Origin of the sequence: Streptomyces auratus (assembly GCF_050433025.1) — a bacterium.
GTDB lineage: Bacteria > Actinomycetota > Actinomycetes > Streptomycetales > Streptomycetaceae > Streptomyces > Streptomyces sioyaensis.
The window spans coordinates 3,699,240-3,718,994 of sequence record NZ_JBNGCB010000001.1 but is presented as its reverse complement, the minus strand read 5'-3'; the positions used below and the strand labels follow the sequence as shown (position 1 = coordinate 3,718,994).

Here is a 19,755-nt window from a genome sequence, read left to right as displayed (position 1 = left end):
ACTAGACAATGGCGCGTTACACCGGGGCCGACTGCAAGCGTTGCCGTCGGGAGAAGCAGAAGCTCTTCCTCAAGGGGAGCAAGTGCGAGAGCGCAAAGTGCCCGATCGAGATCCGTCCTTACCCCCCGGGTGAGCACGGTCGCGGGCGCACCAAGGACAGCGAGTACCTGCTCCAGCTTCGTGAGAAGCAGAAGTGCAGCCGCATCTACGGTGTCCTTGAGAAGCAGTTCGTGAACTACTACAAGGAAGCGAACCAGAAGACCGGCAAGACCGGTGAGAACCTTCTGCGCATCCTTGAGACCCGCCTCGACAACGTGGTCTACCGGGCCGGCTTTGCCAAGTCCCGCGACCACGCCCGTCAGCTGGTCCGTCACGGACACATCAACGTGAACGGCCGCAAGACCGACATCCCGTCGGCTCGTGTTTCCGTGAACGACATCGTCGAGGTCCGCGAGGGCTCTCGGAACCTGACCCCCTTCGAGGTGGCCAAGGCCGAGGCCGGCGAGAAGACGGTTCCGGCCTGGCTGGAAGCGATTCCGTCGAACCTGCGGATTCTCGTGCACAGCATGCCCGAGCGCCAGGTGATCGACACCCAGGTGCAGGAGCAGCTGATCGTTGAGCTCTACTCCAAGTAAGAGCTGACCGGTGGGGGCGGTACGGAGCGTTTTGCGCCGTGCCGCCCGTACCCTTGTCAGTACAGCGGGCGTCAAATAGCGGGCGTCCACGACTGAAGGATCAAACACCATGCTGATTGCTCAGCGTCCCTCGTTGACCGAAGAGGTCGTCGACGAATACCGCTCCCGGTTCGTGATCGAGCCGCTGGAGCCGGGCTTCGGCTACACCCTCGGTAACTCCCTGCGTCGTACCCTCCTCTCCTCGATCCCCGGTGCTGCCGTGACCAGCATCCGGATCGACGGTGTCCTGCACGAGTTCACCACCGTGCCGGGCGTCAAGGAGGACGTCACCGACCTCATCCTGAACATCAAGCAGCTGGTCGTCTCCTCGGAGCACGACGAGCCCGTCGTGATGTACCTGCGCAAGCAGGGCCCGGGTCTGGTCACCGCCGCGGACATCGCGCCGCCGGCCGGTGTCGAGGTGCACAACCCCGACCTGGTCCTCGCGACCCTCAACGGCAAGGGCAAGCTGGAGATGGAGCTGACCGTCGAGCGCGGTCGCGGCTATGTCTCCGCCGTCCAGAACAAGCAGGTGGGCCAGGAGATCGGCCGTATCCCGGTCGACTCCATCTACTCGCCGGTGCTCAAGGTCACCTACAAGGTCGAGGCGACCCGTGTCGAGCAGCGCACCGACTTCGACAAGCTGATCGTCGACGTCGAGACCAAGCAGGCCATGCGCCCGCGTGACGCCATGGCGTCCGCCGGTAAGACCCTGGTCGAGCTGTTCGGTCTGGCGCGCGAGCTCAACATCGACGCCGAGGGCATCGACATGGGCCCGTCCCCCACGGACGCCGCCCTCGCTGCCGACCTGGCGCTGCCGATCGAGGAGCTGGAGCTCACGGTCCGCTCGTACAACTGCCTCAAGCGTGAGGGCATCCACTCCGTGGGTGAGCTCGTGGCGCGCTCCGAGGCCGACCTGCTCGACATCCGCAACTTCGGTGCGAAGTCGATCGACGAGGTCAAGGCGAAGCTGGCCGGCATGGGCCTGGCGCTCAAGGACAGCCCGCCCGGATTCGACCCGACGGCTGCGGCGGACGCCTTCGGCGCGGACGATGACGCGGACGCCGGGTTCGTCGAGACCGAGCAGTACTAAGAGCTCGGTCGAGACAGCCGGATTGTGACTGCGCGGCCGCTGTGGCTGGTCGCGCAGTTCCCCGCGCCCCTTACGGGGCGCTGGTTGTTGCCGGTGAGCAACCGCTCACCGGGTCCTGACCCCGGTACCTGATACGGCCGGGGCAGATACCAAGGAGAAAGAAATGCCGAAGCCCGCCAAGGGTGCCCGTCTGGGCGGCAGCGCCGCGCACGAGCGTCTGATGCTGCGCAACCTGGCCACCGCTCTCTTCGAGCACGGCCGCATCACGACGACCGAGGCCAAGGCCCGTCGTCTGCGTCCGTACGCGGAGCGCCTGGTGACCAAGGCGAAGAAGGCGGACCTGCACAACCGCCGCCAGGTCATGCAGCTGATCTCGGACAAGAGCGTCGTCCACACGCTGTTCACCGAGATCGCCCCGCGGTTCGAGAACCGCCCGGGTGGCTACACCCGTATCACCAAGATCGGTAACCGCCGTGGCGACAACGCGCCCATGGCCGTCATCGAGCTGGTGGAGGCGCTGACCGTGGCCCAGCAGGCCACCGGTGAGGCCGAGGCCGCGACCAAGCGTGCGGCCAAGGACGCCGAGGCTGCCGCGGAGGCCACCGAGGCTCCGGCCGAGGAGTCCAAGGACGCCTGAGGCACCGTCTCGCGGTGAGCGGGTCCGCCCTTCGGGGCGGGCCCGCTTTCGTCTGCCCGGGGCGTGCTGCCGGTGGTGCGGGATGCCCGGGCCCGGCCGGTGTGCCCGTGCGGAACGGCCCGCGCGTGGCGTGAGGGAGGATTGCTGTCGTGAGTGACGAAGTGGAGCCCGGGTTCGTACGGGTGCGGCTGGACCTGTCGTACGACGGAGCGGAGTTTTCCGGGTGGGCCAAGCAGGCCGGCGGCCGGCGGACGGTGCAGGGGGAGATCGAGGACGCGCTGCGCACGGTGACGCGGTCCAAGGAGACCTATGAGCTCACCGTCGCCGGGCGGACGGATGCGGGGGTGCATGCGCGGGGCCAGGTCGCGCATGTGGACCTGCCGGCGGAGGTGTGGGCCGAGCATGCGGACAAGCTGCTGCGGCGGCTGGCCGGGCGGCTGCCGAAGGACGTGCGGGTGTGGCGGGTCGCTGAGGCGCCGTACGGCTTCAATGCGCGGTTCTCGGCGATCTGGCGGCGCTATGCCTACCGGGTGACCGACCACCACGGGGGAGTGGACCCGCTGCTGCGCAGCCATGTGCTGTGGCACGACTGGGAGCTGGACGTCGACGCCATGAACGAGGCGTCGCGGCCGCTGCTGGGGGAGCACGACTTCGCGGCGTACTGCAAGCGGCGGGAGGGCGCGACGACCATCCGCACCCTCCAGGAGCTCAGCTGGGAGCGGGGCGCGGACGGGATCATCACGGCGACCGTGCGGGCGGATGCCTTCTGCCACAACATGGTGCGGTCGCTGGTGGGGGCGATGCTGTTCGTCGGGGACGGGCACCGGGCGCCGGACTGGCCGGGGAAGGTGCTGGCCGCGGGCGTACGGGACTCCGCGGTGCATGTCGTACGGCCGCACGGGCTGACGCTGGAGGAGGTCGGCTATCCGGCCGACGCGCTGCTGATGGCGCGCAACCAGGAGGCGCGGAACAAGCGGACGCTGCCGGGGGCCGGCTGCTGCTGAGGCGGCGGGCTGCCGGGCCCGGCGGTGGCGCCGCCGGGCCGTGCGAACGGCGTCAGGAGGCCCGGCCGGCCTTCCGCCGGGCTTCCTTCAGCTGCCGCTCGGCGGCCTTCGCGGCCTGGTCCTTGCCGCGCTGGGTGATCTGCGCGAACGCATAGGACCCGCCGTCCCGGGCGATCTGCTGGGCCTTGGTCTCGCTGCCGGTGACGTCCTTGCCGTTGAGGTAGCCGGCGATGGTGAAGTAGGCGTAGCGGCCGGTGGCATTGGTCGCCATCCGGCACTTGGTGCCCTGGCAGAAGTCCGAGGGGACACCCCCGCCGGGCAGCGGCATCAGGTTGGGCTTGCCCTCGTTCATGACCTTGGCGGCCCTGGCGGGCGAGTCGAAGACCGCGACGCCGATGGTGACCGCGACGCCGCCCTTGGAGTACGTGGCACGCAGCAGCTGCTTGCAGCCGTTGTGGGACAGCGAGGAGACCAGCGCGCCCTGGGCGGCGGCGGTGCAGTCCTTGGTGGTGGCGGTGCTGGTGCGCGGGTAGGTGTGCTCGCCGACGACCATGCTCTTCTGCGGGAAGAGGGTGGCCGGGGTGAGCGGCGCGGTGTCCTTCTTGGGGTCGGAGATGTAGTCCTGCGGGTTCGGCGGGGGCGGCACCGACACGTCGGGGAAGGACGGCTTGTCGTCCGGCGCCGCGGCCTGGCCGGACGCCGTGGGCGCCGCCGTCGCGCCGCCGCCTCCGGAGCCGCCGCCGCTGGACAGCACGGCCGCGGTGACGATGCCGGCCACCGCGAGGGTCGCCAGTGCGCCGCCGCCGATCCACAGCCAGCGTTTGCGGCGGGCCTGTGCCTCACTCTCCTCGGCGAGTGCGCCCCAGTCCGGAGTGGACGACGAAGAACCCCCGGGGCCGTCGAACGGCCCCCCTTGCCCAAAGCTCATGCCGCGCATCCTAATGGGGTTGGTGGAATGCCGAACGACCGGTGACAATCCCGCTCATGGGACATCTTGAGGCCGGGCATCTGGAGTACTACCTGCCGGACGGGAGGGTCCTGCTGGGAGATGTGTCCTTCCGGGTGGGGGAGGGCGCGTCGGTCGCACTGGTGGGAGCCAACGGCGCGGGAAAGACGACGCTGCTGCGGCTGATCGCGGGGGAGCTGCAGCCGCACGGCGGGACGGTCACGGTCAGCGGCGGGCTGGGCGTGATGCCGCAGTTCGTGGGCTCCGTACGCGATGACCGTACGGTGCGTGACCTGCTGGTTTCGGTGGCGCAGCCGCGGATTGCGCAGGCGGCCGCGGCGGTGGACGCCGCCGAGTTGGCGATGATGAGCGCCGAGGGCGACGACGAGGCCGCGCAGATGGCCTATGCCCAGGCGCTGAGCGACTGGGCCGAGGCGCGCGGCTACGAGGCCGAGACGGTCTGGGACATGTGCACCATGGCGGCGCTGGGGATGCCGTACGAGAAGGCGCAGTGGCGGCAGGTGCGCACGCTGTCCGGGGGCGAGCAGAAGCGGCTGGTGCTGGAGTCGCTGCTGCGCGGCACCGACGAGGTGCTGCTGCTGGACGAGCCGGACAACTATCTGGACGTCCCGGGCAAGCGCTGGCTGGAGGAGCAGCTGCGGGCGACCCGGAAGACGGTGCTGTTCGTCTCCCACGACCGGGAGCTGCTGGCCCGCGCCGCGGAGAAGATCGTCAGCGTCGAGCCGGGGCCGGCGGGCTCCGACGTCTGGGTGCACGGCGGAGGCTTCGCCACGTACCACGAGGCGCGCAAGGAGCGCTTCGCCCGCTTCGAGGAGCTGCGGCGGCGCTGGGACGAGAAGCATGCGCAGCTGAAGAAGCTGGTGATCTCGCTGCGGCAGGCGGCCTCGGTCAGCCATGAGCTGGCCTCGCGCTATGCGGCGGCGCAGACCCGGCTGCGGAAGTTCGAGGAGGCCGGGCCGCCGCCGGAGCCGCCGCGGGAGCAGGACATCACGATGCGGCTGCGCGGCGGGCGGACCGGTGTACGTGCGGTGACCTGCGAGGACCTGGAGCTGACCGGCCTGATGAGGCCGTTCTCCCTGGAGATCTTCTACGGCGAGCGGGTCGCGGTGCTCGGCTCCAACGGCTCCGGCAAATCGCACTTCCTGCGGCTGCTGGCCGGGGACGCGGAGAGTCCGGTGGCCCACACGGGCAGCTGGAAGCTGGGCGCCCGCGTGGTCCCCGGCCACTTCGCCCAGACGCACGCCCACCCCGAGCTGATGGGCCGCACCCTCCTCGACATCCTGTGGACCGAGCACGCCCGGGACAAGGGCCAGGCCATGTCGGCGCTGCGCCGCTACGAGCTGGAGAAGCAGGCCGAGCAGCGCTTCGAGCGGCTCTCCGGCGGCCAGCAGGCCCGCTTCCAGATCCTGCTGCTGGAGCTGGCCGGCACCACCGCCCTCCTGCTCGACGAGCCGACGGACAACCTGGACCTGGAGTCGGCGGAGGCGCTGCAGGAGGGGCTGGAGGCGTACGAGGGGACGGTGGTGGCCGTGACCCACGACCGGTGGTTCGCGAAGGCCTTCGACCGGTTCCTGGTGTTCGGGTCGGACGGGCTGGTGCGGGAGACCGCCGAGCCGGTGTGGGACGAGCGCCGGGTGGAGCGGAAGAGGTAGCGCGGGCGGCCGGCGGGCGGGTGCCCGCCGTAGGGCGGGCGATACCGACGGTGACCGCGGCCCCGTGCCTGGTCCGGAACCGTACGCCGGTTCGGGGCGTGTTTTGACCCCACTGGGGACGGCCCGGTATTCTGCCAGTTCGTTATGCGTATTGGCTTGCTCTATCTCACGTGAGGGGCCCTTACGCCGGTCCCAACGGCCGATGGCCAGCGGCGGACGATCGGGTTGCGTCACCCGTAGTGCCGCCCTGCTGTGTGATCAGCCGAGGCGACCAGTACAGGACCCTTCCCCAAGGTCTTAATGACCAGGGGAGACCCCAACTCACAAGCAAAGGCTAAGACGTGCGTACGTTCAGCCCCAAGCCCGGCGATGTCCAGCGCCAGTGGCACATCATTGACGCGCAGGACGTTGTCCTGGGCCGCCTGGCCACCCAGGCCGCGTCCCTCCTGCGGGGTAAGCACAAGCCGGTCTACGCGCCCCACGTTGACATGGGTGACTTCGTCATCATCGTCAACGCCGACAAGGTGCACCTGTCCGGCAACAAGCGGACCCAGAAGATGGCCTACCGGCACTCCGGCTTCCCGGGTGGTCTGCGCTCCGTCCGCTACGACGAGCTGCTCGACAAGAACCCTGAGAAGGCCGTCGAGAAGGCCATCAAGGGCATGCTCCCCAAGAACACCCTCGGCCGTCAGATGCTCTCGAAGCTGAAGGTCTACGCGGGCGCCGAGCACCCGCACGCTGCGCAGCAGCCGGTCCCGTTCGAGATCACCCAGGTCGCGCAGTAAGTCCGGCCACCCCCTAAGACGACAGAGAGAATCTGAGGAGCATCGTGGCTGAGACCACCCCCGAGACCCCGCTGGACGAGGTCGAGGAGTACACCACCGAGACCGAGGTCGTGGAGTCGGAGTACACCTCCGAGTCCCTCGCGTCCCGCTTCGGCGACCCGCAGCCGGCGGCCGGCCTGGGCCGTCGCAAGAACGCCATCGCCCGCGTCCGGATCGTTCCGGGCACCGGCCAGTGGAAGATCAACGGTCGCACCCTTGAGGGCTACTTCCCCAACAAGGTGCACCAGCAGGAAGTCAACGAGCCCTTCAAGGTGCTCGAGCTCGACAACCGCTACGACGTCATCGCCCGCATCGCCGGCGGCGGCATCTCCGGCCAGGCCGGTGCGCTGCGCCTGGGCGTGGCCCGTGCGCTGAACGAGGCGGACGTGGACAACAACCGCGCCGCGCTGAAGAAGGCCGGGTTCCTCAAGCGTGACGACCGTGCGGTCGAGCGCAAGAAGGCCGGTCTGAAGAAGGCCCGCAAGGCGCCGCAGTACAGCAAGCGCTAACCGCGCGGCTGCTCCAGGCAGCCCTTGGCGTACGCCCCGGTGGCACCTCCGTGCTGCCGGGGCGTTCGGCTATCCGGGACCGGACGCGTATACCTGGACGTAAAACTCTGGTCCAAGCTCATCTACTCGGAGGACACCAGTGGGACGACTCTTCGGCACGGACGGTGTGCGCGGTGTCGCCAATGCGGATCTGACGGCGGAGCTGGCGCTCGGTCTGTCGGTCGCTGCGGCGCATGTGCTCGCCGAAGCGGGCACCTTCGAAGGTCACCGGCCGGTGGCGGTGGTCGGACGCGATCCACGCGCGTCCGGGGAGTTCCTGGAGGCCGCGGTCGTCGCGGGCCTGGCCAGCGCCGGCGTGGACGTGCTGCGGGTGGGTGTGCTGCCGACCCCGGCGGTCGCGTATCTGACCGGTTCGCTCGGGGCGGACCTCGGCGTGATGCTCTCCGCCAGCCACAACCCGATGCCCGACAACGGCATCAAGTTCTTCGCCCGCGGCGGCCACAAGCTCGCCGACGAGCTGGAGGACCGCATCGAGCAGACCTACCGTGCGCACAGCTCCGGTGAGCCCTGGGAGCGGCCGACCGGTGCCGGCGTGGGCCGGGTCACCGTCTACGACGAGGGCTTCGACAACTACGTCGCGCACCTCGTCGGTGTCCTGCCCAACCGCCTGGACGGGCTGAAGATCGTCATCGACGGTGCGCACGGCGCGGCGGCGCGGGTCTCGCCCGAGGCGTTCGCCCGGGCCGGCGCCGAGGTCATCACGCTGGGCACCGAGCCCGACGGTCTGAACATCAACGACGGCTGTGGCTCCACCCACCTCGCGCTGCTGCGCGCGGCCGTCGTCGAGCACGGCGCCGACCTGGGCGTCGCCCACGACGGCGACGCGGACCGCTGCCTGGCGGTGGACCGCGAGGGCCACGAGGTCGACGGGGACCAGATCCTGGCGGTGCTGGCGCTCGGGATGCGCGAGGCCGGCACGCTGCGCAAGAACACCGTGGTCGCCACCGTCATGTCCAACCTGGGCTTCAAGCTGGCCATGGAGCGCGCGGGCATCGAGCTCGTGCAGACCGCGGTCGGCGACCGGTACGTCCTGGAGGAGATGAAGGCGCACGGCTTCGCGCTGGGCGGTGAGCAGTCCGGGCACGTGATCGTGCTGGACCACGCCACCACCGGCGACGGCACGCTGACCGGTCTGATGCTGGCGGCCCGGGTCGCCGCGACCGGCCGGCCGCTGGCCGAGCTGGCGGGCGTCATGGAGCGGCTGCCGCAGATCCTCATCAACGTCCCCGACGTCGACAGGGCGCGGGTGGCCACCTCTCCCGAGCTGACCGCGGCGGTCACCGAGGCGGAGCGGGAACTGGGCGCGACCGGGCGGGTGCTGCTGCGGCCGTCCGGCACGGAGCCGCTGGTCCGCGTCATGGTGGAGGCGGCCGACATCGAGCAGGCCCGGGCGGTGGCCGGACGGCTGGCCGACGCGGTCAAGTCCGCACTGGGCTGAGCACGGGGCGGGACGCTTCGGCGGGCGGGTTCCTGACGGCGGTCAGGTGCCCGCCCGTTCGCGTGGCGGGCCGACCGGAGCGTGTGGACGGTGGTCGTTTCAGAGCTTGCGCAGCGACAACCGCTGCACCTTGTGGTCCGGGCCCTTGCGGAGCACCAGGTTCGCGCGGCCGCGGGTCGGGGCCACATTCTGTTGCAGATTGGGCTTGTTGATGGTCCGCCACATCTTCCGGGCGTAGTCGAGGGCCTCGTCCTCGGAGACCTGGGTGTACTTGCGGAAGTACGAGAACGGGTTCTGGAAGGCGGTCTCGCGCAGCTTGCGGAAGCGGCCCAGGTACCACTTCTCGATGTCCTCGGTGCGGGCGTCGACGTAGACGGAGAAGTCGAAGAAGTCGGCGAGGCCGAGGCGGGTGCGGCCGTCCTTGCCGGGCAGCGCCGGCTGCAGGACGTTCAGCCCCTCGACGATGAGGATGTCCGGGCGGCGTACGGTCAGCCGCTCGCCGGGCACGATGTCGTAGATCAGGTGGGAGTAGACGGGCGCGGAGACCTCGGCCCGGCCGGACTTCACATCCGCGACGAAGCGGGTCAGCGCCCGCCGGTCGTAGGACTCCGGGAAGCCCTTGCGGGACATCAGACCGCGGCGGTGCAGCTCGGCGTTGGGGAAGAGGAAGCCGTCGGTGGTGACCAGCTCCACCCGCGGATGCTCGGGCCAGCGCGCCAGCAGCGCCTGCAGCAGCCGGGCGGTGGTGGACTTCCCGACCGCCACGCTGCCCGCGACCCCGATGACGAAGGGGGTGCCGGTCTGGGGGCCGCCGCCCGCGTCGCCGAGGAAGGTGTTCAGCGCGCCGCGCAGATTGCTGGTGGCGCCGACGTAGAGGTTGAGGAGCCGGGACAGCGGGAGATAGACGTCGCGGACCTCGTCGAGGTCGATGACATCGCCGAGCCCCCGCAGCCGTTCGACCTCGTCGGCCGTCAGGGGCAGCGGGGTCTTCTCCCGCAGGGCGCTCCACTGCGCGCGCGTCAGATCGACGTACGGGGAGCTTTCGGCGCGGCGTCGTTGCTGCGGATCGGTCGTCGAGGGCACGCGCCCATTGTGCGCAGCAGTCATGTTGCGTTCATCTCCGGGTGGCACGCTGGGCTCTGCGGGTGGGGTTGTGCCTGTCAGGGTCGGCTTGGGTGCTTCTCCGCCTGACTGTCTGTACCCGAATGGATATTGCCCGGTACGGTCGGTGGCGGGGACACGCCCGCCCAGGGCCGTGGACGATGCAAGGGGGCACGTGTGAGAGCGCGTAAGGCCGGTCTGTTGGGACAGCGGCCGTGGGGGAGGACCGCGGGGGCGGTCCGTACCCGGGGAACGAAGGCCGCGTCGGACTGCTTCGCCGCGCGGGTGTACGCCGAGTTGGCGGAGGATCTGCCGGACGAGGATCTGGGCGAGGACCTCGCCGACTTCCTGGAGCGCTATGAGCCGGTCACCGGGCACGGCGTGGACGCGGAGGCGGACGAGGAGTTCCTGGAGACGGTGCGTGAGGCGCATGATCGGATAGCACTGGGGTATTGAGAGCGGGCCGGTTTCTTCCGGCTGTGACCCGCCGCAACGTGCCGCTGCGGGCCGTGCGGGCCCGCAGCGTACGCTGCCTTCATGTGCGGAATCGTGGGATATGTGGGCGGGCAGAGCGCCCTTGACGTCGTCCTGGCCGGGCTGAAGCGGCTGGAGTACCGCGGCTACGACTCGGCGGGTGTCGCCGTGCTGGCCGACGGCGGGCTGGCGGCGGCCAAGAAGGCCGGCAAGCTCGCCAATCTGGAGAAGGAGCTGGCGGACCGTCCGCTGCCGGCCGGTTCGACCGGTATCGGGCACACCCGGTGGGCTACCCACGGCGGGCCCACCGACGCCAACGCCCATCCGCATCTGGACAACGCCGGCCGAGTCTCCGTCGTGCACAACGGCATCATCGAGAACTTCGCCGGGCTGCGTGCCGAACTCACCGACCGCGGGCATGAGTTGGCGTCCGAGACGGACACCGAGGTCGTGGCGCATCTGCTCGCCGAGGCCTACTCGTCCTGCGGGGAGCTGGCCGAGGCGATGCGGCAGGTGTGCCGGCGGCTGGAGGGCGCCTTCACGCTGGTCGCGGTGCATGCCGACGAGCCGGATGTGGTGGTCGGGGCGCGCCGGAACTCGCCGCTGGTGGTGGGGGTCGGGGACGGCGAGGCGTTTCTCGCCTCGGATGTGGCGGCGTTCATCGCGCATACGAGGGAGGCCGTCGAGCTGGGGCAGGACCAGGTGGTGGAGCTGCGCCGGGAGGCCGTGACGGTCACCGACTTCGACGGGGCGCCCGCGGAGGTCCGCGAGTACCACGTGGACTGGGACGCCTCGGCCGCCGAGAAGGGCGGCTACGACTACTTCATGCTGAAGGAGATCGCGGAGCAGCCGAAGGCCGTCGCGGACACGCTGTTGGGGCGGATCGACGCGTCGGGCGTGCTGTCGCTGGACGAGGTGCGGATTCCGGCGGAGGTGCTGCGCGAGGTCGACAAGGTCGTCATCGTGGCGTGCGGGACGGCGTACCACGCGGGGATGATCGCCAAGTACGCGATCGAGCACTGGACGCGGATTCCGTGTGAGACGGAGCTGGCGAGCGAATTCCGGTACCGGGACCCGATTCTGGACCGGCACACGCTGGTGATCGCGATCAGTCAGTCCGGCGAGACGATGGACACCCTGATGGCGCTGCGGCATGCGCGCGAGCAGGGCGCGAAGGTGCTGGCCATCTGCAACACCAACGGGTCGACCATCCCGCGGGAGTCGGACGCGGTGCTGTACACGCATGCCGGGCCGGAGGTCGCGGTGGCGTCGACGAAGGCGTTTCTGACGCAGCTGGTGGCCTGCTATCTGGTGGCGCTCTACCTCGCGCAGGTGCGGGGCACGAAGTGGGGCGACGAGATCCGGGCCGTGGTGCGCGAACTCGCGGCCATCGGCACCCAGGTCGAGCAGGTGCTCGGCACGATGGAGCCGGTACGGGAGCTGGCGCGCAGCCTCGCCGGCAAGAACACGGTGCTCTTCCTCGGCCGGCACGTGGGCTATCCGGTGGCGCTGGAGGGCGCGCTGAAGCTCAAGGAACTCGCGTACATGCACGCGGAGGGCTTCGCGGCCGGTGAGCTCAAGCACGGGCCGATCGCGCTGATCGAGGAGGATCTGCCGGTGGTGGTGGTCGTGCCGTCGCCGCGTGGGCGGTCGGTGCTGCACGACAAGATCGTGTCGAATATTCAGGAGATCCGGGCCCGGGGGGCGCGGACCATCGTGATCGCGGAGGAGGGCGACGAGACGGTCGTGCCGTACGCCGATCACCTCGTGCGGATTCCGCGGACGCCGGTGCTGCTGCAGCCGTTGGTGTCCACGGTGCCGTTGCAGGTCTTCGCATGTGAGCTGGCCACCGCCCGCGGCAACGAGGTCGACCAGCCGCGCAACCTCGCCAAGTCGGTGACCGTCGAATGATCGTCGGGGTCGGGATCGACGTCGCCGAGATCGACCGCTTCGGGGCGGCGCTGGACCGTACGCCGGAGCTGGCGCGGCGGCTGTTTCTCCCCGCGGAGCTGACCCTGCCGAGCGGGGAGCGCCGCGGTACCGCCTCGCTGGCGGCCCGGTTCGCCGCCAAGGAGGCGGTGGCCAAGGCGCTCGGGGCACCGGGCGGGCTGCGCTGGACCGATGTCGAGGTGTGTGTCGAGGACAGCGGGCAGCCGCGGCTGCGGGTGTGCGGGACGGTCGAGGCGCGCGCCGTGGAACTCGGCGTCCGGTCCTGGCATGTGTCGCTGAGCCATGACGCGGGGGTCGCCTCCGCCGTGGTGGTCGCCGAGGCGTAGGGCGTCCTCCTGGAGCCTGCTGTGGCGCCCGCCCCCGTTCGTCGGTGGGCGGGCGCCGCTCTCGTGCGGGGAGGAAATGCGCCGTACCCCGCCTGCCAGGGGCGAGACTTGTCGGTATGAGGACTGCCTACAGCGTGGAGACCGTGCGGGCCGCCGAGCGAGAGCTCATGGCCCGGCTGCCCGAAGGGGCCCTGATGCAGCGGGCCGCGGCCGGACTGGCCGTGGCCTGTGCGGAGTTGCTGGGGCGGGTGTACGGGGCCCGGGTGGTGCTGCTGGTGGGCAGCGGCGACAACGGCGGGGACGCGCTGTACGCCGGCGCCCGGCTGGCGCGGCGGGGCGCCGGGGTCGTGGCGGTGCTGCTGTCGCCCGAACGCGCACACCGGGGCGGGCTCGCCGCGCTGCGGTCGGCCGGGGGCCGGGTGTCCAACGAGGCGCTGCGGGACATCGCCCGGGCCGATCTGGTGGTGGACGGGATCGTCGGGATCGGGGGACGCGGCGGGCTGCGGCCCGAGGCGGCACAACTGGCGCGGGCGGCATGGGAGTCGGCGCCGGTGTTGGCCGTCGATCTGCCGAGCGGGGTGGATGCGGACACCGGCGAGGTGCACGGGGAAGCGGTACGGGCCGATGCGACGGTGACCTTCGGCGCATACAAGCCGGGGCTGCTGACCGACCCCGCGCGGGAGCGGGCGGGGGCGCTGCGGCTGGTGGACATCGGGCTCTCGCTGCCGGCGGACGCCGCCATGGAGGCGTTGCAGCATGCGGACGTGGCGGAGCTGCTGCCGCGCCCGGCGGCCGAGAGCGACAAGTACCGGCGGGGCGTGGTGGGGGTGGTCGCCGGGTCCGCGCGCTATCCGGGGGCGGCGGTGCTCGCGGTGGCCGGGGCGCTGCGGGGCGGGGCGGGGGCGGTGCGCTACGTCGGGCCGGCCGCGGACGCCGTACTGGCCCGCTTCCCGGAGACGCTGGTGCACGCCGGGCCGCCGGACAAGGCGGGGCGGGTGCAGTCGTGGGTGATCGGGCCCGGGATCGGGGACGAGTCGGAGGCGCTGGACGACGTGCTGGCGTCGGATGTGCCGGTGCTGGTGGACGCGGACGGGCTGCGGTTCCTGACGCCGCAGCGGGTGCGGGAACGCCACGCGGAGACGCTGCTCACGCCGCATGCCGGGGAGGCCGCGGCGCTGCTCGGGAGCGGGCGCGCGGAGGTCGAGGCGGCGCGGCTGGCGACCGTAGGGGAGTTGGCGCGGCGCTTCGGCGCCACGGTGCTGCTCAAGGGCTCGACGACGCTGGTCGCGGCGGCCGACGGGCCGGTGCGGGTCAACCCCACCGGGACCAGCTGGCTGGCGACCGCCGGGAGCGGGGACGTGCTGTCCGGGGTGACGGGCTCCCTGCTCGCCGCGGGGCTGCCGGCCCGGGACGCGGGATCCGTCGGCGCGTATCTGCACGGGCTGGCCGCGCGCCGGGCGGCCGGGCCGGCGGGCGCCCCGATCCTGGCCTCCGAGGTGGCCGCCCATCTGGACGCGGCCTGGCGGGATGTGACGGGCTGACAGCTCTCGCGACGGCGTTACGCCCCGCGGGGGAAAGCGGCGGGCACCAGGGCGAACCTGCTACGCGGCGGGCGGTATGACCGTCCGATCATGGCATGCGTGAGGGCATGAAACGCACCTTTTCGGCGCTGCTGGTCTGCGCCTCGCTGCTCGTGGTCGGGCCGCCCGCGGTGGCCGTCGCCCCGTCGTCCGCGCCGTCGGAGGCGTCCGACCTGGTACCCGGCCTCCCGCGGGAGTCGGCCCGGCCCGCGGCCTCCCCGGACGGGGTGCCGCGGCCGCACATCGAGTACGTACCGCGCTCCGAGGTGGTGCCCCACGGCCTCCGGGCGGCGGCGTGCAGTCGGACCACCGGGCCCTACCAGCGGCAGACCGAGCGCTATCTGCGGCGGGACGTGGACGGGCGGCAGAGCCAGGGGGACTGCCGGGCGATCCGGCGCTTCCAGCAGGCGCACCGCATTGCGCCGGCGACCGGCTTCGCCGGGCCGGTCACCGGGGCCATGGTGCGGTTGATGCGGGCCAAGAAGGACCCCAACCGGGCCGGGCACTGCCCCGACCGGGCCGAGCGCACGGCCTGCGTCGATCTGAACCGGCAGCTGATGTGGGTGCAGCAGAACGGGCGGGTGATCTTCGATCCGGTCACGATCCGCTCCGGTGCGCCGACGATGGAGACCCGTACCGGGATGTACCGGATCTATCTGCGCCACCGGCGCCACATCTCGAACCTGTACCACACGGCGATGCCCTACGCGCAGTTCTTCGACCGCGGGGAAGCGCTGCACGGCGTCTACGAGGACATCTTCTCCGGACCCGGCTCGCACGGCTGCGTCAACCTCACCATGACGGACGCGCGGAGGGTCTGGGACGTACTGAAGAAGGGCGACATCGTGTACGTCTGGGGGCGGAAACCCGGGGTGTGAGAACGGTTTCCCCGCCCGTCCCCCGGGGCGCCACGGCATCGCCTGCGACACTGAGGGGGATGAACGAGACAGCGAAGCGCGCCCGCGCCGCCATCGACCTCGCCGCCGTGCGGTCGAATGTGCGTGCCCTGCGGGCCCGTGCACCCCGGGCAGAGCTGATGGCCGTGGTCAAGTCCGACGGCTACGGACACGGGGCGGTGCGCTGTGCGCGCGCCGCCCGTGAGGCCGGTGCGGACTGGCTGGGCACGGCGCTGCCCGAGGAGGCGTTCGCGCTGCGGGCGGCGGGTGACACCGGGCGGCTGATGTGCTGGCTGTGGACGCCGGGCGGCCCCTGGCGCACGGCCGTCGAACAGGACATCGACGTCTCGGTGAGCGGGCTGTGGGCGCTGCGCGAGGTGACCGCGGCGGCGCGCGCGTGCGGCCGGACCGCCCGCGTCCAGCTCAAGATCGACACCGGTCTCGGCCGCAACGGCTGTGCGCCCGCCGACTGGCCGGAACTGACCGCCGCGGCCCGCGCCGCGGAGGCCGACGGCGCGCTGCGGATCACCGGCGTCTGGTCGCACTTCGCCTGCGCGGACGAGCCCGGCCACCCCTCGATCGCGGCCCAGCTGACCGCCTTCCACGAGGGGTTGGCGACCGCCGAGGCGGCCGGGCTGCGCCCCGAGGTGCGGCACATCGCCAACACCCCGGCGCTGCTGACCCTCCCCGAGGCGCACTTCGACCTGGTCCGCACCGGTATCGGCATCTACGGCATCTCGCCCAGCCCCGAGGTCGGCACCTCGCAGGAGCTGGGGCTGCGGCCGGCGATGACGCTGGAGGCCGCGCTGGCGTCGGTCAAGCGCGTCCCGGGCGGCCACGGTGTGTCGTACGGGCATCAGTACACGACACCCGGCGAGACGACGCTGGCGCTGGTCCCGCTCGGCTATGCCGACGGCATCCCGCGGCACGCCTCCAACGGCGGCCCGGTGCTGGTCGCCGGCAAGTGGCGCACGGTCGCCGGGCGGATCGCGATGGACCAGTTCGTGGTCGACCTGGGCGGCGACAGCGCCGAGCCGGGCGATCCGGCGGTGCTGTTCGGCCCCGGTGACCGCGGGGAGCCGACCGCGGAGGACTGGGCCCGGGTGGCCGGAACCATCGGCTATGAGATCGTCACCCGGATCGGAACGCGGGTGCCGCGCGTCTATGTGGACAGCGACACACGCAGCACAACCGAAGGAGACCGCACGCTCACGGGGGGTACGGCATGACCGAGGGGCAGGAGGCCGCCGCGCAGGCGGTGGAGGCGGCGGCCGAGGCCGCCGGCAACTGGGCGCGGGCGGGCCGGCACGCCGGTATCGCCGGCGCCGCGATCGGCGTGGTCGCGGCGGGTGCCGCGGCCGGGGTGGCGATAGAGCGGATGACGGTCGGCCGCGGGATGCGCCGCCGGGCCCGGCTCGCGCTGGACGCCGCCGGACCGTACGGCACGCTGCGCGGCACACCGGGCGCGGCGATCGCCGAGGACGGCACCGAGCTGTACTACGAGGTCGACGAGGTGGGCCCGGACCCGGGCCGGCCGGAGAAGGACGACCGGACGGGCCGGGCGGCCAAGAACGGCCGGAACGGCAAGGGCGAGCGGTCGGCCAAGCCCGTCCGCGGCAAGGAGGCCCGGGCCGCGCAGGAGGCCCAGGGCGGGCTGCGCAAGCGGCTGACGGCGGCGCTCGGCCGGCGCTCCGCGGCCCCCACGGTCGTCTTCAGCCACGGCTACTGCCTCAGCCAGGACTCCTGGCACTTCCAGCGCTCCGCGCTGCGCGGCACGGTGCGCACCGTCCACTGGGACCAGCGCAGCCACGGCCGCTCCTCGCGCGGCCACGGCCAGATCGACGGCACCGAAGAGGTCACCATCGATCTGCTGGGCCGGGACCTGAAGGCGGTGCTGGACGCCGCGGTCCCCGAGGGGCCGATCGTGCTGGTCGGGCACTCCATGGGCGGGATGACGGTGATGGCGCTGGCCGACCAGTTCCCGGAGTTCGTCGCGGAGCGGGTGGTCGGGGTGGCCCTGATCGGCACGTCCGCGGGGCGGCTCAGTGAGGTCACCTACGGGCTGCCGTCGATGGGCATGAAGGCCTTCCACTGGCTCGCGCCGGGCGTGATCAAGGCGCTGGGCTGGCAGCACGAGATCGTCGAGCGCGGGCGGCGGGCCACCGCCGATCTCTTCGCGGGGCTGATCAAGCGGTATTCGTTCGGGACGCCGGAGAAGGTGGACCCGGGCATCGCGCGGTTCGGCGAGCGGCTGATCGAGGCCACCCCGATCGATGTGGTCGCCGAGTTCTTCCCGGCGTTCGCGGTGCACGACAAGACCGAGGCGCTGGTGGCGTACGACGCGGTGCCCGCGCTGGTGCTCGCCGGGGAGAGCGATCTGATCACCCCCGCCGACCACAGCCGGACGATCGCCGAGGTGCTGCCCGACGCGGAGCTGGTGTGTGTCCCGGGCGCCGGACATCTGGTGATGCTGGAGCGGCCCGAGCTGGTCAATGACCATCTGGTGTCGCTGGTGGAGCGGGCGAGCGCGGCGGCCCGCAGCTCCCGGCACGCGCGCGCCTGAGCTGGGGCCCGGCCGGGTCCGGTCCGACAGGCCCGGCCGGGTCCGGTCCGACGTGGCCGGGCGGGTCCGGGCCGACGTGCCCGGGCGGGTCCGGGCCGACGTGCCCGGGCGGCCTGCTTGAGGTGGCCCGGTGGGCTGCTTGACGTGGCCCAAAGGCCTGCCCCCGCACGGCCGCCGGGCCCCCGACCAGGCATGATCCACTCGCCGGGCGGCCCGGCCGGTCACCCGGTCCGGGACCGCCACCGCGTCCGGGCCGTACCATTTGCGGCATGAGCACCACCGGCGCGATCGCGCACCTCACCGTCAAGTCCCCTGACCAGATGCAGGAGTTGGGCCGTCGGCTGGCCCCGCTGCTGCGCCCCGGCGACCTGGTGCTGCTCACCGGTGAGCTGGGCGCCGGCAAGACCACGCTGACCCGCGGCCTGGGCGAGGCCCTGGGCGTGCGTGGCGCGGTCACCTCCCCCACCTTCGTCATCGCCCGGGTCCACCCCTCGCTGACCGGCGGCCCCGCGCTGGTGCATGTCGATGCGTACCGGCTCGGCGGCGGTCTGGACGAGATGGAGGACCTCGATCTCGATGTCTCGCTGCCGGAGTCGGTGGTGGTCGTGGAGTGGGGCGAGGGCAAGGTCGAGGAGCTGTCCGAGGACCGGCTGCATGTGGTCATCGGGCGAGCCGTGGGGAGCGACGGCCCGGCCGGGGCGCCGGAGGCCGAGGTGGCCGAGGTGGACGACGTCCGTGAGGTGACGGTGACCGGCTTCGGCGCGCGCTGGGCGGACGCCGGGCTGCCCGCCCTGGAGACCTGCTGACCGCGGGGCGAAACCCCCGGCTGCCGCGCCGCTGTGGAGCGGCAGCGGGACCGGCCGCCCGCCGGTAGTTTCCGACAAGCCGTCGGTAAGATGTTGCGTACCTGGTGCCGGGCGTGGTGACATGGGGAGAGACCCCTAGTTAGGTCAGCCTAAGTAGCCAGCCTAGCTTCTGTCGCTTTGCCCCAGGAGCCCCGGGAGGCGTCCATGTCGGCCCACCAGCCCTTCCCTACGCCTGAAGGGCCCGTCGAGGCGGCCGAGCGCGAGGCGCGCGAGACGCCGACGATGAATGAACTGCTGGCGGCGGGCGCCGCGGCCAGCGCCGTCTCCACGCCCCCCGACGCCGCCGAAGAGGCCCGCCGGACCGCTGAGCCGGGCGCTCCGGAAGAGCAGGACGTGCAGGAAAAGCAGGAAGAGCAGAAGGACCGGGAAGAGGAAGCCGGGGCCGGGAAGAGGCCGGCGTCCACCGGCGGCCGGGACGCGGCGTAGCCCGTAGGGGCGACAACACCGCGGCGCTTCGGGACCTGCCCGGTCCGGGTACCGCGCGGGTCAGGAGACCACGACGACCTTGGTGCCGTGCAGCGCGAAGTCCCACATCGCCTTGCCGTCCTCGCGCGACTCACGGATGCCGCCGGTCTTCTTCGCCGGGCCCGGTGCGGGCCGCGAGCCGTTCACGGCGGCGCTGAAGCCGACCGTGACACCGTTGACGGCGGCGAACCGCACGACGTGCTCGATCGCGATGCCGTCCGAGCCCGTCACGCTCACCGACCGCGAGCCGACCGCGTAGCTGCCCGGCGGGGGGCTGACCGTACTGGGCGTGACCGGGAACGTACGCCGTGCCGTGCCCTTGGCGTCGACCAGCCAGACCCGCTTGGCGCCGAGCGAGTAGACGATCCGCCGGCCGGTGCCGGAGGCCGCGGGGACCGGGGCCGGAGCGGGCGCCTTGTCCTTCTTGTCGTGCCGGTCCCCGTGGTTCTTGGGGGCGTGGTGGCTGTCCTTGCGGGCCTCTTTGAGGGTGTCCGGGGCGGACGCCGAGGCCTGGTACCCGAGCACCCCGACCGCGACCAGGGCCGCCGCCGTCAGCGCGGTGACGATCGTGCTGCTCTTAGCGGGCACCGCTGTGCCACCTTTCCTCCCGCTCCCTGCCGCCGGCGGGGAGTCCCGGGCCTGGATGCCGGGCTGCTTGCTGCTGACTACGGGGGCG

Annotated in this window: 20 protein-coding genes; 17 read left to right on the top strand and 3 right to left on the bottom strand. The window is 71.8% G+C overall.

Translation table 11 applies throughout. The features are described from left to right. Positions 1 to 8 precede the first annotated feature (8 nt). The 4 genes from rpsD (at position 9) to truA (ending at position 3,408) form a co-directional block, all read left to right on the top strand. On the top strand, positions 9 to 635 hold the full coding sequence (gene rpsD, locus BKA18_RS15970) for a 30S ribosomal protein S4 (protein ID WP_006604895.1): 627 nt from the start codon (positions 9 to 11) through the stop codon (positions 633 to 635). A 109-nt stretch (positions 636 to 744) separates the two neighbouring features. Continuing rightward, positions 745 to 1,767 carry a DNA-directed RNA polymerase subunit alpha gene (locus tag BKA18_RS15965; protein WP_003956430.1) on the top strand — a complete coding sequence of 341 codons (1,023 nt, stop codon included), beginning with the start codon at positions 745 to 747 and terminating at the stop codon, positions 1,765 to 1,767. Between the two features lie 163 nt (positions 1,768 to 1,930). Further along, positions 1,931 to 2,404, top strand: a complete 474-nt coding sequence (rplQ, locus tag BKA18_RS15960; RefSeq protein WP_006604896.1) for a 50S ribosomal protein L17 — start codon at positions 1,931 to 1,933, stop codon at positions 2,402 to 2,404. Between the two features lie 149 nt (positions 2,405 to 2,553). Then, a complete protein-coding gene (gene truA / locus BKA18_RS15955) occupies positions 2,554 to 3,408 on the top strand; it encodes a tRNA pseudouridine(38-40) synthase TruA (RefSeq protein WP_006604897.1) in 855 nt (284 codons plus the stop codon). Positions 3,409 to 3,460: 52 nt separating this feature from the next. On the opposite strand, the gene BKA18_RS15950 is transcribed toward truA, so the two are convergent. After that, positions 3,461 to 4,336 (bottom strand): hypothetical protein, encoded by an 876-nt coding sequence (locus tag BKA18_RS15950; RefSeq protein WP_366047715.1) that lies wholly within the window; start codon positions 4,334 to 4,336, stop codon positions 3,461 to 3,463. Positions 4,337 to 4,392: 56 nt separating this feature from the next. On the opposite strand from BKA18_RS15950, the gene BKA18_RS15945 reads away from it, so the two are divergent. From BKA18_RS15945 to glmM, 4 genes are all read left to right on the top strand, one after another. Next, positions 4,393 to 6,027: an ABC-F family ATP-binding cassette domain-containing protein gene (locus BKA18_RS15945; protein WP_366047716.1), complete on the top strand. Its 1,635-nt coding sequence runs from the start codon at positions 4,393 to 4,395 to the stop codon at positions 6,025 to 6,027. 341 nt (positions 6,028 to 6,368) lie between these two features. Beyond that, a complete protein-coding gene (gene rplM, locus BKA18_RS15940; RefSeq protein WP_006604900.1) occupies positions 6,369 to 6,812 on the top strand; it encodes a 50S ribosomal protein L13 in 444 nt (147 codons plus the stop codon). Positions 6,813 to 6,856: 44 nt separating this feature from the next. Further along, positions 6,857 to 7,360: a 30S ribosomal protein S9 gene (rpsI, locus tag BKA18_RS15935; protein WP_093483799.1), complete on the top strand. Its 504-nt coding sequence runs from the start codon at positions 6,857 to 6,859 to the stop codon at positions 7,358 to 7,360. A 139-nt stretch (positions 7,361 to 7,499) separates the two neighbouring features. After that, complete coding sequence (gene glmM, locus BKA18_RS15930) at positions 7,500 to 8,858, top strand: phosphoglucosamine mutase (protein WP_366047717.1); 1,359 nt, start codon at positions 7,500 to 7,502, stop codon at positions 8,856 to 8,858. A 99-nt stretch (positions 8,859 to 8,957) separates the two neighbouring features. Here glmM and coaA read toward each other — a convergent pair whose 3' ends face one another. Then, positions 8,958 to 9,941 carry a type I pantothenate kinase gene (gene coaA / locus BKA18_RS15925; RefSeq protein ID WP_006604903.1) on the bottom strand — a complete coding sequence of 328 codons (984 nt, stop codon included), beginning with the start codon at positions 9,939 to 9,941 and terminating at the stop codon, positions 8,958 to 8,960. A 195-nt stretch (positions 9,942 to 10,136) separates the two neighbouring features. On the opposite strand from coaA, the gene BKA18_RS15920 reads away from it, so the two are divergent. The 9 genes from BKA18_RS15920 to BKA18_RS15880 all read left to right on the top strand — a co-directional run bounded on the left by BKA18_RS15920 (position 10,137) and on the right by BKA18_RS15880 (position 19,040). Further along, positions 10,137 to 10,415, top strand: coding sequence for a hypothetical protein (locus BKA18_RS15920; protein ID WP_040898995.1), 279 nt, complete (start codon positions 10,137 to 10,139; stop codon positions 10,413 to 10,415). A gap of 81 nt (positions 10,416 to 10,496) precedes the next feature. Continuing rightward, on the top strand, positions 10,497 to 12,344 hold the full coding sequence (gene glmS, locus BKA18_RS15915; RefSeq protein WP_366047718.1) for a glutamine--fructose-6-phosphate transaminase (isomerizing): 1,848 nt from the start codon (positions 10,497 to 10,499) through the stop codon (positions 12,342 to 12,344). Next, entirely contained in the window at positions 12,341 to 12,709 is a 369-nt protein-coding gene (locus tag BKA18_RS15910; RefSeq protein ID WP_366047719.1) for a holo-ACP synthase, read from the top strand. The genes glmS and BKA18_RS15910 overlap by 4 nt, the downstream gene beginning before the upstream one ends. A 116-nt stretch (positions 12,710 to 12,825) precedes the next feature. Continuing rightward, a complete protein-coding gene (locus BKA18_RS15905) occupies positions 12,826 to 14,250 on the top strand; it encodes an NAD(P)H-hydrate dehydratase (RefSeq protein ID WP_366047720.1) in 1,425 nt (474 codons plus the stop codon). A 107-nt stretch (positions 14,251 to 14,357) separates the two neighbouring features. Continuing rightward, a complete protein-coding gene (locus BKA18_RS15900) occupies positions 14,358 to 15,167 on the top strand; it encodes a L,D-transpeptidase family protein (RefSeq protein WP_366047721.1) in 810 nt (269 codons plus the stop codon). Between the two features lie 59 nt (positions 15,168 to 15,226). Then, a complete protein-coding gene (gene alr / locus BKA18_RS15895) occupies positions 15,227 to 16,414 on the top strand; it encodes an alanine racemase (RefSeq protein ID WP_366047722.1) in 1,188 nt (395 codons plus the stop codon). Continuing rightward, positions 16,411 to 17,748 carry an alpha/beta fold hydrolase gene (locus BKA18_RS15890; RefSeq protein ID WP_366047723.1) on the top strand — a complete coding sequence of 446 codons (1,338 nt, stop codon included), beginning with the start codon at positions 16,411 to 16,413 and terminating at the stop codon, positions 17,746 to 17,748. Before alr ends, BKA18_RS15890 begins: the two co-directional genes overlap by 4 nt. Before the next feature lie 269 nt (positions 17,749 to 18,017). Beyond that, a complete protein-coding gene (gene tsaE / locus BKA18_RS15885; RefSeq protein WP_366047724.1) occupies positions 18,018 to 18,554 on the top strand; it encodes a tRNA (adenosine(37)-N6)-threonylcarbamoyltransferase complex ATPase subunit type 1 TsaE in 537 nt (178 codons plus the stop codon). Positions 18,555 to 18,758: 204 nt separating this feature from the next. Further along, positions 18,759 to 19,040, top strand: a complete 282-nt coding sequence (locus BKA18_RS15880) for a hypothetical protein (protein WP_366047725.1) — start codon at positions 18,759 to 18,761, stop codon at positions 19,038 to 19,040. A gap of 60 nt (positions 19,041 to 19,100) precedes the next feature. On the opposite strand, the gene BKA18_RS15875 is transcribed toward BKA18_RS15880, so the two are convergent. Then, a complete protein-coding gene (locus BKA18_RS15875; RefSeq protein ID WP_366047726.1) occupies positions 19,101 to 19,667 on the bottom strand; it encodes a hypothetical protein in 567 nt (188 codons plus the stop codon). Positions 19,668 to 19,755 lie beyond the last annotated feature (88 nt).

Bases quoted from the DNA above. Each gene is read 5' to 3' on its own strand.
- BKA18_RS15900 (WP_366047721.1), top strand. From the start codon at position 14,358: ATGAAACGCACCTTTTCGGCGCTGCTGGTCTGCGCCTCGCTGCTCGTG.
- alr (WP_366047722.1), top strand. From the start codon at position 15,227: ATGAACGAGACAGCGAAGCGCGCCCGCGCCGCCATCGACCTCGCCGCC.
- rplQ (WP_006604896.1), top strand. From the start codon at position 1,931: ATGCCGAAGCCCGCCAAGGGTGCCCGTCTGGGCGGCAGCGCCGCGCAC.
- BKA18_RS15880 (WP_366047725.1), top strand. From the start codon at position 18,759: ATGTCGGCCCACCAGCCCTTCCCTACGCCTGAAGGGCCCGTCGAGGCG.
- BKA18_RS15890 (WP_366047723.1), top strand. From the start codon at position 16,411: ATGACCGAGGGGCAGGAGGCCGCCGCGCAGGCGGTGGAGGCGGCGGCC.
- BKA18_RS15910 (WP_366047719.1), top strand. From the start codon at position 12,341: ATGATCGTCGGGGTCGGGATCGACGTCGCCGAGATCGACCGCTTCGGG.
- rpsD (WP_006604895.1), top strand. From the start codon at position 9: ATGGCGCGTTACACCGGGGCCGACTGCAAGCGTTGCCGTCGGGAGAAG.
- BKA18_RS15945 (WP_366047716.1), top strand. From the start codon at position 4,393: ATGGGACATCTTGAGGCCGGGCATCTGGAGTACTACCTGCCGGACGGG.
- tsaE (WP_366047724.1), top strand. From the start codon at position 18,018: ATGAGCACCACCGGCGCGATCGCGCACCTCACCGTCAAGTCCCCTGAC.
- glmS (WP_366047718.1), top strand. From the start codon at position 10,497: ATGTGCGGAATCGTGGGATATGTGGGCGGGCAGAGCGCCCTTGACGTC.
- BKA18_RS15950 (WP_366047715.1), bottom strand. From the start codon at position 4,336: ATGAGCTTTGGGCAAGGGGGGCCGTTCGACGGCCCCGGGGGTTCTTCG.
- BKA18_RS15965 (WP_003956430.1), top strand. From the start codon at position 745: ATGCTGATTGCTCAGCGTCCCTCGTTGACCGAAGAGGTCGTCGACGAA.
- BKA18_RS15905 (WP_366047720.1), top strand. From the start codon at position 12,826: ATGAGGACTGCCTACAGCGTGGAGACCGTGCGGGCCGCCGAGCGAGAG.